Raw genomic sequence first — 13,153 nt, 5'->3', positions numbered from 1 at the left:
GATCCCCTCCCGCATGCCCGAGCCGTCGCCCTCCGCCCGCGTCGCCGTTGCTGAACGCCCCACCGGGCTGGGCCGGCGCACCGATGCCATGCTGCGTGGCCTGCTGGTGATGGTGGGGCTGTACCACCCGTTGCTGGCGGCCTGGATGGCGGTGCGGCTGGGGGGCGGGCTGGACATGATGGTGCCGGCGATGGCCGCTTCCCACGTGCTGCTGTGCCTGCTCTGCCTGATCGAACACCGGGCCGGCCGCAGCCTGCATGCGGCGGTGACCTTCCTGGCCGGTGAACTGCTGCTGCTGGTGCTGGCCTACGGCTACTGGGGCCTGGCCGCGCAGGTACGGGTGCAGATGGTGCAGCTGGTGCCGGTGCTGCTGGTGGCCGCGGTGCTGGGCAGCCGTCCGCTGGCCTGGACCACCGCCTGGCTGTGCGGGCTGATGGCGCTGGGCGCGTGGGTCGATGCGGCCGGGGCGCTGTTCCGCCCGGACCGGGTACTGCACGCCGCCACCGATCTGGCCGTATCGGCCTTTGGCGCGGTGATGGGCGCCTGGCTGTTCCACCACAGCGTGACCGGGCTGCGCGAAAGCCTGCAGGAGGCCCGCCAGCGCAGCCAGGAACTGGCCCGCAAGCGCGATGAGCTGCAGGTGGAAATGCAGGAACGCGAGCGCTCGCGCGACCAGCTGGTACACGCCATGAAGATGGACAACGTGGGCCGGCTGGCCAGCGGCATCGCGCACGATTTCAACCACCTGCTGGCGCTGATCCAGGGCTACGTGGCCAAGGCACGGCGCAGCGAGGGCGAGGCGCTGCAGGGCGCGCTGCAGGGCGCCGATTCGGCGACCCGCCGGGCCAGCGCGGTGAGCCGCCGGTTGCTGGATTTCAGCCGGCTTGAACCGGGCCGGCCGCAGCTGCTGGATGCGGCCGCCACGCTGGTCGCCCTGGCGCCCACGCTGGAGCAGGTGTTCGATGCAGGCGTGCGCTGCGAGGTGGACACCGGCGGCGTACAGCGGCTGATCCATTTCGACCCGGCCCAGCTCGAATCGATCCTGCTCAGCCTGGCGGTCAATGCCAACCAGGCCATGCCCCACGGCGGCCGCTTCACGCTGCGGCTGCAGCCCCCCGACCCTGATGGGCGTCTGGTGCTGCAGCTGCAGGACACCGGCCAGGGCATGAGCGAATCCGTGCGCGCACGATGCCTGGAGCCGTTCTTCACCACCAAGCCGGTCGGGCAGGGCACCGGGCTGGGCCTGTCGGTGACGGCCAGCCTGGTCGAGGCGGCTGGCGGTGCGGTGCAGGTGCACAGCCGCCCGGGCGACGGTACCCGGATCGACCTGCAGTTCCCATCGCGGCCGCTGGCGGCGTGAGCAACGGCATGCAGCGGCTACACTGCCGGTCACGCTCGCGGAAACATGCCCGTGGTTTCTAGCTGGATCCTGCTGCTGGTGTCGGTGGCCTATGCCGCCCTGTTGTTCGGCGTGGCCTGGTGGGGCGACCGCCGGCCGATGTACCCCGACCGCCCGTGGTTGCGCCCGGTGGTCTACAGCCTTGCGCTGGCGGTGTACTGCTCGTCGTGGACCTTCTACGGGGCGGTGGGCACGGCGGTGCGCAACGGCATCGGCTACCTGCCCATCTACCTGGGCCCGCTGCTGCTGCTGTTGTTCGGCTGGCGCATCATCGAGCGGCTGGCGCTGATCGCGCGCAGCCAGAACGTGGTGTCCATCGCCGATTTCATCTCCTCGCGCTTCGGCCGCTCGCGGCGCTTGGCCGCGCTGGTGGCGGTGATCGCGCTGATCGGCATCGTTCCCTACCTGGCGCTGCAGTACAAAGCCGTGGCGATGAGCCTGCAGGTGCTGACCGGCAGCGTCGGCCCCACCGGGTGCTTCAGCGACCCTGCGTTGTACGTGGCGCTGCTGATGGCGCTTTTCGCCACCCTGTTCGGTACCCGCCAGGTGGATGCCACCGAACACCACCACGGCATGATGCTGGCCATCGCGCTGGAATCGATGATCAAGCTGATCGCGATGGTGGCGCTGGGCCTGTTCGCCTACCTGTGGCTGGCCGACCGTGGCGAAACCGTGGTGCGCAGCGCGCACACGCTGTTCACCGGGCTGCCGCCGGTGGGCTTCATCTCGCAGACCCTGCTCAGTTTCCTGGCCATCGTGTGCCTGCCGCGCCAGTTCCACGTGGCCGTGGTGGAATGCGGCGACGTGCGCGACGTGCGCCGCGCGCGCTGGATGTTCGGCGGCTACCTGATCATCATTTCGGCGATGGTGATTCCGATCGCCACCGCCGGCGTGACCCTGTTCGGCACCGGCGGCAGCATCGCCGACGACAGCATGGTGCTGGCGTTGCCGTTGGCCGAAGGCCGCAAATTCCTGGCACTGGTGGCCTATGTGGGCGGCTTCTCGGCCGCCACCGGCATGGTCATCGTGTCCTCCATCGCACTGGCCACCATGGTCAGCAACGACCTGGTGATGCCGGTGCTGCTGCGTCGCAGTGGCGACCACCAGGAAGCAGCCGACGTCGCCTCGCGGGTGCTGTGGATCCGCCGCATGGCGATCCTGCTGCTGGCGCTGGCCGCCTACAGCTACTACCGCGGCAGCAGCAACGACAGCACGCTGGCGTCGTACGGGCTGATGGCGTTCGCCGCGGTGGCGCAGTTCGCGCCGGGCCTGATCGGCGGCCTGTACTGGCGTGGGGCCAGCCGCAAGGGCGTGGAGGCCGGCATCCTGCTCGGCTTCGGCACCTGGATCTACACCCTGCTGCTGCCGGCGCTGACCCATGCGGGCTGGATGGATGCGAGCTGGTTGAGCGAAGGTCCGTTCGGCATCTCCTGGCTGCAGCCGCAGCGCCTGTTCGGCATGACCGGTTGGGATCCGCTCACCCACGGCACGTTCTGGTCGCTGCTGGTCAACGCCGCCGCGATGCTGCTGGTGTCGGTGCGCTGGCGCCCGGGCGTGGACGAGCGCCTGCGCGCCGCCCCGTTCCTGGACCCGTATGCCGAGCGCCCTTCGGTGGCCGGTGCCTGGCCGGGCCACGTGCACGTGGGCGACCTGCTGGCGCTGGCCTCGCGCGTGGTCGGCGACCGCCACGCGCGCCGTTCGTTCTTCGAACAGGCACAGTCACTGGGCCGCGAACTGCAGGCCTCCGCGCCGGCGGACCGGGCCTGGGTACAGTTCACCGAACGGCTGCTGGCCGCCTCGATCGGTGCGGCGTCGGCGCGCCTGCTGCTGACCAGCCTGCTGCGCGGCTCGGGCATGGACCTGGGCGAAGTGGTGGCGGTGCTGGACGAAGCCGGCCAGGAACTGCGTTTCAACCGCGAGATCCTGTCCACCACGCTGGAAAACATCAGCGCCGGGGTCAGCGTGGTCGACCCGGACATGCGCCTGACCGCCTGGAACCGCCGCTACCAGCAGATGTTCGGCTACCCCGACGGCATGCTGTACGTGGGCCGCCCGGTGGCCGACCTGATCCGCTACAACGCCGAGCGCGGCGAGCTGGGCGAGGGCGATATCGACGTGCAGATCAACCGCCGCATCGGCTACATGCGCGCCGGTTCGCCGCACATCTTCGAGCGCACCCGCAGCGATGGCCGGGTGATCGAAATGCGCGGCCAGGCGCTGCCCGGCGGCGGCTATGTCACCAGCTACAACGACATCACCGACTACAAGCACGCCGAAACCGCGCTGCTGGAAGCCAACGAAACGCTGGAACAGCGCGTTGCCGAACGTTCGCATGAAGCCGAAGTGGCGCAGCAGTCCAAGACCCGTTTCCTGGCCGCGATCAGCCATGACGTGCTGCAGCCGCTGAACGCGGCGCGCCTGTTCGCCTCGGCGCTGCGCGACAGCCACCACAACAACGACGAGCAGCGCCACCTGGCCGAGCGCGTGGATGCTTCGCTGCGTGCCGCCGAGGAACTGCTGGACGGGCTGTTGGACGTGTCGCGGCTGGATGCCGGCGGCCTGCACCCGGTGATCGGCGATTTCGACGTGAGCCTGCTGATGCGCGAACTGGCCGCGCAGTATTCGCCGGTGGCGGCCGGGCGCGGCCTGCGCCTGGACCTGTTCGCGCGCCCGGCCTGGGTGCGCAGTGACCGCCGGCTGCTGCGCCGGGTGCTGCAGAACTTCCTGGCCAATGCGCTGCGTTACACCCGCCAGGGCCGCATCGTGCTGGCCGTGCGCCATCGGCGCGACGAGATCGAACTGCAGGTGTGGGATACCGGGCCGGGCATCCCCGAGCACCACATGCAGCAGATCTTCAACGAGTTCCACCGCTACCAGCAGCCGTTCGACTGGGGCGAGCAGGGGCTGGGGCTGGGCCTGTCGATCTGCCAGCGCATCTCGCGCCTGCTCGACCACCGCCTCAACGCGCGCAGCCGGGTGGGCAGCGGCAGCATGTTCTCGATCCTGCTGCCGCGCGCGCAGGTGCCGGATCTGCCGGCCAGCGAAGCGCAGTCCAGCGTGCCCGAGCACAGCACCCGCACCGATTCGCTGGCCGGCATGCGCGTGCTGTGCGTGGACAACGACCAGGAGATCCTCGACGGCATGCGCGCGCTGCTGGGCCGCTGGCAGGTGCAGGTGATCACCGCCAGCACCGTGGACCAGGCGCTGGAAGAAGTGCAGGCGCAGCCGGACGTGATGCTGGTGGATTACCACCTGCATGACCGCCTGGATGGACTGGACACGCTGGTGGCACTGCGCGAGCGCGCCGGGCGCGACATTCCCGGCGCACTGCTCACCGCCGATGGCCGCGACGAACTCAAGCGCATGGCGCGCGAGCGGGGTTACCGCCTGCTGACCAAGCCGATCAAGCCGGCGTCGCTGCGCGCGTACCTGGCCGCGCACTCGACCCTCAAAGGTTGAAGGCGACAGGCGCGCGACCACCGCGCGGTCGTGCTGTCTATGCTGCGCAGCCGACCACCCCGCTGCGGAGTTCCCGTGCCCGTTCCCTCGTTGCGTTCCCTCCTTGCCACCCCGCTGCATTCCGGCGCGGCGATTCCACTCGCAGGCACATTGGGTGCCGTGGTGGGCGCAGGATTCGAGCTGGTGTTCCGCGGTTGCACCAATGCCGCCGGCCCCGCATGGAGCGTTGCCGAGATCGTGAAGCCGGCGCTGATCTCCGGCTGGATGGGAATCGGCTGCACCAACGCGATGCGATGGCTGGACCCGGAGAAGCCTTCGCGGCAACTGCAGCCGCATGAAAAGGCGCTGGTCGACTATCCGGCCGTGCGCCAGCGGCTGCGCGACGTGGGGACCAGCGTGGAGGACCTGGACGCGCTGAAATCGCTGGCCAGCCAGCTCGAAACCGAATTCGGCCGGATGATCACCCAGTTCAATGACTACTGCCGCAGCCGTGGGGTGCCCCCGAATCCGCTCATGGCCGGCGTCATCCGCCATTTCTACCTGACCCACTGCGGCGTGCGCGGCGTGATGCTGCTGAGCAAACGCAATGCCACGGCCTGCTACCTGGTGGCCGCTCGCGCAGAGCAGGGCAGCGCGATCGCCGACGCGCTGAACCAGCCGGACGTGCTCGCCGGCACCGTGCTGCGCCGCCTGCATTGCCCCTACCTCCGCGTGGACCTGGCCAACACCGCGCTGCGCGATGCCTGTGCGTTCACCACGGAAGAGCACGATGGCGAAATGCACGTTCATCCGGCGGAGACGCTGCCCGGCGAAACGCTGGAGACGCTGGAGCCAAGCGCGCTGGTCAGCCTGACCAAGCGCCGGCACACCCGGCGCCGCGTGACCGCTGCTGGCGATTCGGTCGCGATGCCGGATCTGGTGGCCTCGGCCGCCCCTGCCAAGGGAAAAATATTCCGGAGTGCGCTTCTGCAGGAGAAACTTGCCGATCTGGCGGCAGACAGTCGCACCTGGCGCGAGCTGAACCGGATCGAGGAAGACCTCGCCGCCAACCGTCCGTGCGGCCACCCGGTACGCTTCCATGGCGTGCTGTTCTACGCCAACGACATCCACTGGGAGGGCCGGCAGAGTCCCGGCCGCAATGCCTGGCGCCTGCTGCACCGGAACACCCCCGACGGCCACGAACTGGTCGACATCGTCGACTACCACCGTCCACGCACCTGATGCGTAGTGCCGGGCCCTGCCCGGCAACCCGTCAGCCGACCGCGCCGCTCAGGTGCTCGTACAGAATCGCGCTGCCCACCAGGATCAGGATGACGCCACCGGCGATCTCCGCACGCTTGCCGATCATGTCGCCCAGCACCCGCCCCAGCATGATGCCGGTGGTGACCATCACCAGCGTGCACAGGCCGATCACCGCCGCCATCACGCCGATGTGCACATCCAGGAAGGCCAGGCCCACGCCCACCGCCATCGCATCGATGCTGGTGGCAAACCCGGTCACGGCCAGGTGCCAGAAACCGTGGTGCTTGTCCGGGTCTTCGTCGGCGTCGTCCTTGTCCGGCTTCACCCCGTTGATGATCATGTGCACGCCCAGCGCACCCAGCAGCACGAACGCGATCCAGTGGTCGAAGGCTTCCACGTAGGACGAGGCGGCACGGCCGAGCAGCCAGCCGATCACCGGGGTGATGCCTTCGATCACGCCGAAGATCAAACCGGCACGCAGTGCATCGGGGAAGCGGGGCTTGCGCATGGCAGCGCCCTTGCCGACCGCTGCGGCGAAGGCATCGGTGGACATGGCAAAGCCGATCAACAGCATGGAAATGGGGGACATCAGGACGTGCTTGCAGGCTGGGCGATGACGGGCAACGGTCCACGCTCGCGCCCAACCTGTCGTTGCGCACGCGGACCGCTGGTCTCGCCAACCATCACTGGCTGCCCGCACCACGGCGCACTGGCCGAGTATGTTGATACGGGCGTTTCCCTTCAGCAGGAAACAGGCTACTCCCCAAGGGGACGCGAAGCTTAGCACCGCGAACGCGGTTTACCGCCCAAACACGCGAATTGCGCAGGGAATGCTGGGATGTATAGCTGCGGCTATAACGCCGCAGGCGTTACAGCCGCAGCGGGTAGCGCCGGCCGTTGGCCGGCATCCAGGCGATGCCGGATCAATCTTCTTCCGGCGGCAATACCAACGGCTCGTCATCCAACGTCAGCTTGCCGGCCATCAACACCGCCTGGGTGCGGTTGGTCACGCCCAGCTTGCGCAGGATCGCGGTCACATGCGCCTTGATGGTCGCTTCGGACACATTGAGGTCATACGCAATCTGCTTGTTGAGCCGCCCGGCGCCCAGCATCTGCAGCACCCGGAACTGTTGTGGGGTGAGTTCGCGCAGGCGCTGGCCGACTTCGCGTTCCTCGCGCCCGGTCGGCGGCACGTTGTGTGCCTCCGGCGGGGCCCAGGTTTCGCCATCCAGGATCGTGCCCAGCGCATGGCCGATGGTGTCCGAGTCGGCCGACTTGGGAATGAACCCGAACGCGCCGTGGTCCAGCGCCCGCCGCATCACGGTGGGCTCTTCGCGCGCGGACACCACCACCACCGGCAGCTGCGGGTGCAGCGCCCGCATGTGCACCAGCGCGTTGAAGCCCTGCGCACCGGGCATGTTGAGGTCCATCAGGACCAGGTCGGCATCGGCATGCTGGTCGGCCAGCTGGTACAGCGCTTCCACGCTGTCGGCCTCGTACAGCTGCACGCCCGGCATCACCCGCTGCACCGCGCCGCGCAGCGCTTCGCGGAACAGGGGGTGGTCATCGGCAATCAGCAGGGTTGTCATGGGGGAGGTGGGAACCAATTACTTGACCTTACGCTCTTCCACCAGCGATGCCACCACCGACGGGTCGGCCAGGGTCGAGGTGTCGCCCAGCTGGTCGGGCGCGTTCTCGGCAATCTTGCGCAGGATGCGGCGCATGATCTTGCCCGAGCGCGTCTTCGGCAGCCCCGGTGCCCACTGCAGGTGGTCGGGCGAGGCGATCGGACCGATCTCCTTGCGCACCCATGCCACCAGCTCCTTGTGCAGTTCCTCGCTCGGCGTCTCGTCGGCCACCAGGGTCACGTAGGCATAGATGCCCTGGCCCTTGATGTCGTGCGGGAAGCCGACCACGGCCGCTTCGGCCACCTTCGGGTGGGAGACCAGCGCGCTTTCCACTTCGGCGGTACCGATACGGTGTCCGGACACGTTGATGACATCGTCCACGCGGCCGGTGATCCAGTAATAGCCGTCTTCATCGCGACGGCAGCCGTCACCGGTGAAGTAGCTGCCCGGGTAGGTGCGGAAGTAGGTATCGATGAAACGCTGGTGGTCGCCGTAGACGGTGCGCATCTGGCCCGGCCACGAATCGCGGATGATCAGGTTGCCCTCGGTGGCGCCGTCCTTGATCTCGCCATCGGCGTTGACCAGCGCCGGCTGCACGCCGAAGAAGGGCAGGGTGGCCGAACCCGGCTTGAGGTCGATCGCGCCGGGCAGCGGTGAAATCAGGATGCCGCCGGTTTCGGTCTGCCACCAGGTATCCACGATCGGGCAGCGGCCATCGCCGACCACGTCGTAGTACCAGCGCCAGGCTTCCGGGTTGATCGGCTCGCCGACGCTGCCCAGCAGGCGCAGCGAGGCGCGCGAGGTGCGCTTGACCGGTGCATCGCCTTCGCGCATCAACGCGCGGATGGCGGTGGGTGCGGTGTAGAAGATGCTGACCTGGTGCTTGTCGATCACCTGCCAGAAGCGTGAGGTGTCGGGGTAGTTCGGCACGCCTTCGAACATCAGCGAGGTGGCGCCGTTGGCCAACGGGCCGTAGACGATGTAGCTGTGCCCGGTGACCCAGCCCACGTCGGCGGTGCACCAGTAGATGTCCTCTTCGCGCAGGTCGAACACCGCTTCATGCGTGTAGGCCGCGTACAGCAGGTAACCGCCGGTGGTGTGCAGCACGCCCTTGGGCTTGCCGGTGGAACCGGAGGTGTAGAGGATGAACAGCGGATCTTCGGCGTTCATCCGCTCCGGTTCGCACTGCGCCGGCTGCGGGTCCACCACGTCGTGGAACCAGCGGTCGCGCGGGGCCTGCATGTCCACCGCGCCGCCGGTGTGGCGCACCACCAGCACGGTTTCCACCGTGGTGGTGCCGGGCAGCTTCAGCGCGGCATCCACGTTGGCCTTCAGCGGGATCTTGCGGCCACCGCGCAGGCCTTCGTCGGCGGTGATGATCAGCTTGCTGCCGCAGTCGATCACGCGGTCGGCGATGGAGTTCGGCGCAAAGCCACCGAACACCACCGAGTGGATCGCACCGATGCGCGCGCAGGCCAGCATGGCCACGGCGGCGTCGACGATCATCGGCAGGTAGATGGTGACCCGGTCGCCCTTCTTGACGCCCAGGTTGCGCAGCGCGTTGCCAAGGCGGCAGGTGCGCTCGTACAGCTCGCGGTAGGTCACGCCCTGCGCGGGGGCATCCGGGCTGTCCGGTTCGAACAGCAGGGCAACCTTGTCACCGCGCGTGTCCAGCTGGCGGTCCAGGCAGTTCACGCTGGCGTTGAGTTCGCCATCTTCGAACCACTTGATGCGGAAATCGTCGAGCTGGTAGCTGACGTTGCGGATCGTGGACGGCTTTTTGTACCAGTCCAGCCGCTCGGCGGCCTTGCCCCAGAACGCGTCGGGGTTGTCCACCGATTCGCGGTAGAGCTGCTGGTAAGTGTTCTTGTCAATGCGCGCCTTGGCGGCAACGTCCGCCTTGACGGGGTAAAGATCGGCCATGGCACCCTCACTTGCACTAGGACTGGGTTGTGCGATCGCAGCATAACCCGCGATTCATCCCCCTCAGTTTGCCGCATCCACCGCGCCGCGAGGTAAGGGAATGGTTAGACCATGGTCGTACCAAGCCGAAGGCGGTAGGTCACGACCGTTGGTCGTGACAACGGGGTTCGACCAATTGCCAATAGCCGGGGTGCGTCAACCGGCCGCACGCTCGGCTCGACCGTGACCCCACACGCGGCGATCACTTTGCCACCCGGGAGAGAGGGCAACATGAGTACCCGTATGTTGAAGACCATGCGCAAGCCGTTGGCGACCTGCCTGTTGGTCGCGTTGGTGGCGCCTGGCATGGCGTTTGCCGAAACCGCCAAGGAGAAGCAGCTGGAAGCGCGCGTTGCCGAACTGGAACGCCAGGTGCAGCTGCTGCTGTCCACCACCCAGCAGCAACAGACCCAGATCAGCCAGGCCCAGACCGACGTGACCGCGGTGAAGACCGTGCAGGCGCAACAGCCTGCCGGCGCCACCGTACCCGCCGGCAAGCAGCCGATCCAGGTCACCACCATTACCCCGGGCGCCGCGCCGGGCACCACGGTCAAGATCGGCGGCTTCATCAAGGCCGACTTCCTGCTCACCCAGACCGGCGATGGCCAGCTGGCCGACGATGCCACCGGCCGCGCGCTGTACCTGCCGGGCCAGACCCCGGTGGCCGGTGCCGGCGGCAGCGGCGAGCGTTCGGACGTGGACTTCAACGCCCACGCCAAGTTCTCGCGCTTCAACCTGGGCATCGACAACGTCTCGGACAAGGGCAACAAGTCCGGTGCGTTCTTCGAGATGGACTTCTTCGGCAACTCGCTGGGCAACCAGACCGCCACCAATACCTACGGCGTGACCCTGCGCCACGCGTATATGTATTGGAACAACTGGATGGCCGGCCAGACCTGGTCGAACTTCATGGACGCGGCCTCGCTGCCGGAAGCGGCCGACTTCGTCGGTCCCACCGATGGCGTGCTGTTCGTGCGCCAGGCGCAGATCCGCTACACCCAGGGCGGCTTCAGCGTCGCGCTGGAAAACCCGGAAACCACCGTGCTCACCGGCACACGCAATCCGGTCACCGGGGCGTGGACCAACGTGGCCAGCAACAGCGACCGCGGCTCCCTGCCGGACCTGACCCTGCGTTATGGCTGGAAGGGCGACTGGGGCACCTTCGGGGTCGGCGGTATCGTGCGCCAGCTCAAGGTCGACAACCAGGCCACCGGCGCCGACGCCGACAAGATCGGCGGCGGCCTGACCCTGGGCGGCAAGTGGGTGATGGGCGGCAGCGACCAGCTGCACTACCAGATCAGCGGCGGCGAAGGCATCGCCCGTTACGTGGGCCTGGGCGTCACCGCCGATACGGCCTACGACGTGGCCCAGGACGAGCTCAACCCCACCGGCGTGCTGGCTGGCTATGTCGGCTGGCGCCACGCCTTCACCCCGAAGCTGCGTACCAACCTGATCTACGCCCGCAGCGACTACGACAACGACAGCGTCCTTGGCCCGCTGGTCACCAAGAGCGTGCAGAGCATCCGCGGCAACATCTTCTATACGCCGATGCCCAAGGTCGATATCGGCGCGGAGTACATGTACGGCGTGCGCGAGATCGAAGATGGTCGAAAGGGCGACATCAACCGCGTGCAATTCACCACGAAGTACAGTTTTTAAGCATGGGTGCCGACGCATTGTCGGCACCTGCCACCAATGATTGCTTCGGAGGGGAAGCGTCTTATGTCCACCACACCCGTACCTGCAAAAGCAGAACTTACCAAGGGCCACAAGAAGGTCATCTTCGCGTCCAGCCTTGGCACCGTGTTCGAATGGTATGACTTCTTCCTGTATGGCTCGCTGGCGGCGATCATCGCCAAGCAGTTCTTCAGCGGGGTCAATGAAACCACGGGCATGATCTTCGCCCTGCTGGCCTTCGCGGCCGGCTTCTTCGTGCGTCCGTTCGGCGCGGCCTTCTTCGGCAGCCTCGGCGACCGCATCGGCCGCAAGTACACCTTCCTGGTCACGATCCTGATCATGGGCATCTCGACCTTCCTGGTCGGCGTGCTGCCCAACTACGCCTCGATTGGTTTTGCGGCACCGGTAATCCTGATCATCCTGCGCCTGGCCCAGGGCTTGGCCATGGGTGGCGAGTACGGTGGTGCGGCGACCTACGTGGCCGAGCATGCACCGGCCGACAAGCGTGGCCTGTACACCAGCTTCATCCAGTGCACCGCCACGCTCGGCCTGTTCATGTCGCTGCTGATCATCCTGGCCTGCCGCTACTTCCTGGGCAACGAGGCGTTCGAAGCCTGGGGCTGGCGCATTCCGTTCCTGGTCTCGATCATCCTGCTCGGCATCTCGGTGTGGATCCGCCTGCAGCTGAGCGAGTCGCCGCTGTTCCAGCAGATGAAGGCCGAAGGCAAGGGTTCCAAGACCCCGTTCCGTGACAGCCTCAAGGACGGCAACCTCAAGCTGATGCTGCTGGTCCTGCTCGGCGCCGCGGCCGGCCAGGCCGTGGTGTGGTACGGCGGCCAGTTCTACGCGCTGTTCTTCCTGAGCAGCATGCTGAAGGTTGATGCCACCACCTCCTACCTGCTGATCGCCGCTGCACTGGCCCTGGGTACGCCGTTCTTCATCTTCTTCGGCTGGCTGTCCGATCGCATCGGCCGCAAGAAGATCATCCTGGCCGGCTGCCTGTTGGCCGCAGTGACCTACATCCCGGTGTTCAAGGGCCTGACCCACTTCGCCAACCCGGCCATCGAAGAAGCCCGCAGCAGCTCGCCGGCCCTCGTCATTGCCGATCCGAACACCTGCTCGTTCCAGTTCGATCCGGTCGGCCTGCGCAAGTTCACCAGCTCCTGCGACGTGGCTACCGCCGCGCTGACCAAGGCGGGTGTGCCGTACGACGTACAGCCTGCCGCCGCCGGTTCGCTGGCGCTGGTAAGCGTGGGCAACACCCAGGTGACCTCGTTCGAGGCCGCCGGCCTGACCAAGGATGAGCTCAAGGCCAAGGGCGATGCCTTCGGTGGCGAACTCAAGGCGGCGCTGACCGCAGCGGGTTACCCGGCCAAGGCCGACAACGCGCGCATCAACATCGCCGGCACCGTGTTCATGCTGTGGATCCTGGTGATGTACGTGACCATGGTCTACGGCCCGATCGCCGCCTACCTGGTCGAGCTGTTCCCGACCCGCATCCGTTACACCTCGATGTCGCTGCCGTACCACATCGGCAACGGCTGGTTCGGTGGCTTCCTGCCGGCGATTTCCTTCGCGCTGGTGGCCGGCACCGGCAACCTCTACTACGGCCTGTGGTACCCGATCATCATCGCGCTGATGACAGTCGTGGTCGGTGGCCTGTTCCTGCATGAAACCAAGGGCGTGGACATCACCAAGTAAATCGGTGATGGCGTGAACCAGAAGGGGCGGGGGGGTTTCCCCCGCCCTATGAATTGGGGGGTGTATAATTTATATTTATAAAAAA

At 67.1% G+C, this 13,153-nt stretch carries 8 protein-coding genes; 5 read left to right on the top strand and 3 right to left on the bottom strand.

The features are described from left to right. Window positions 1-13 precede the first annotated feature (13 nt). From QMX79_RS04055 to QMX79_RS04045, 3 genes are all read left to right on the top strand, one after another. Window positions 14-1,360: an ATP-binding protein gene (locus tag QMX79_RS04055; protein ID WP_282244646.1), complete on the top strand. Its 1,347-nt coding sequence runs from the start codon at window positions 14-16 to the stop codon at window positions 1,358-1,360. A gap of 51 nt (window positions 1,361-1,411) precedes the next feature. Beyond that, window positions 1,412-4,858 carry a PAS domain-containing hybrid sensor histidine kinase/response regulator gene (locus QMX79_RS04050; protein ID WP_282244685.1) on the top strand — a complete coding sequence of 1,149 codons (3,447 nt, stop codon included), beginning with the start codon at window positions 1,412-1,414 and terminating at the stop codon, window positions 4,856-4,858. Window positions 4,859-4,948: 90 nt separating this feature from the next. Beyond that, the gene (locus tag QMX79_RS04045) at window positions 4,949-6,079 is read left to right on the top strand and encodes a hypothetical protein (RefSeq protein WP_282244644.1); all 1,131 of its coding nucleotides are present in this window, start codon (window positions 4,949-4,951) and stop codon (window positions 6,077-6,079) included. Between the two features lie 31 nt (window positions 6,080-6,110). On the opposite strand, the gene mntP is transcribed toward QMX79_RS04045, so the two are convergent. From mntP to acs, 3 genes are all read right to left on the bottom strand, one after another. Continuing rightward, window positions 6,111-6,689: a manganese efflux pump MntP gene (gene mntP, locus QMX79_RS04040; RefSeq protein WP_282244642.1), complete on the bottom strand. Its 579-nt coding sequence runs from the start codon at window positions 6,687-6,689 to the stop codon at window positions 6,111-6,113. A 334-nt stretch (window positions 6,690-7,023) separates the two neighbouring features. Then, window positions 7,024-7,689, bottom strand: a complete 666-nt coding sequence (locus QMX79_RS04035; protein ID WP_282244608.1) for a response regulator transcription factor — start codon at window positions 7,687-7,689, stop codon at window positions 7,024-7,026. An 18-nt stretch (window positions 7,690-7,707) separates the two neighbouring features. Continuing rightward, the gene (gene acs, locus QMX79_RS04030) at window positions 7,708-9,651 is read right to left on the bottom strand and encodes an acetate--CoA ligase (protein WP_282244605.1); all 1,944 of its coding nucleotides are present in this window, start codon (window positions 9,649-9,651) and stop codon (window positions 7,708-7,710) included. Between the two features lie 270 nt (window positions 9,652-9,921). On the opposite strand from acs, the gene QMX79_RS04025 reads away from it, so the two are divergent. Then, the gene (locus QMX79_RS04025; protein ID WP_282244603.1) at window positions 9,922-11,349 is read left to right on the top strand and encodes a DcaP family trimeric outer membrane transporter; all 1,428 of its coding nucleotides are present in this window, start codon (window positions 9,922-9,924) and stop codon (window positions 11,347-11,349) included. 63 nt (window positions 11,350-11,412) lie between these two features. Beyond that, the gene (locus QMX79_RS04020; protein WP_282244601.1) at window positions 11,413-13,068 is read left to right on the top strand and encodes an MFS transporter; all 1,656 of its coding nucleotides are present in this window, start codon (window positions 11,413-11,415) and stop codon (window positions 13,066-13,068) included. Window positions 13,069-13,153 lie beyond the last annotated feature (85 nt).

This window comes from Stenotrophomonas sp. PS02300, assembly GCF_029959395.1.
GTDB lineage: Bacteria > Pseudomonadota > Gammaproteobacteria > Xanthomonadales > Xanthomonadaceae > Stenotrophomonas > Stenotrophomonas maltophilia_AD.
Note: the sequence above shows the minus strand (reverse complement) of the source record. Positions and strands in the feature narration are given on the sequence as shown.

What these genes read in the sequence shown, in the direction of transcription:
- QMX79_RS04055 (WP_282244646.1), top strand. Translation starts at nt 14, where the DNA reads ATGCCCGAGCCGTCGCCCTCCGCCCGCGTCGCCGTTGCTGAACGCCCC.
- mntP (WP_282244642.1), bottom strand. Translation starts at nt 6,689, where the DNA reads ATGTCCCCCATTTCCATGCTGTTGATCGGCTTTGCCATGTCCACCGAT.
- QMX79_RS04035 (WP_282244608.1), bottom strand. Translation starts at nt 7,689, where the DNA reads ATGACAACCCTGCTGATTGCCGATGACCACCCCCTGTTCCGCGAAGCG.
- acs (WP_282244605.1), bottom strand. Translation starts at nt 9,651, where the DNA reads ATGGCCGATCTTTACCCCGTCAAGGCGGACGTTGCCGCCAAGGCGCGC.
- QMX79_RS04025 (WP_282244603.1), top strand. Translation starts at nt 9,922, where the DNA reads ATGAGTACCCGTATGTTGAAGACCATGCGCAAGCCGTTGGCGACCTGC.
- QMX79_RS04020 (WP_282244601.1), top strand. Translation starts at nt 11,413, where the DNA reads ATGTCCACCACACCCGTACCTGCAAAAGCAGAACTTACCAAGGGCCAC.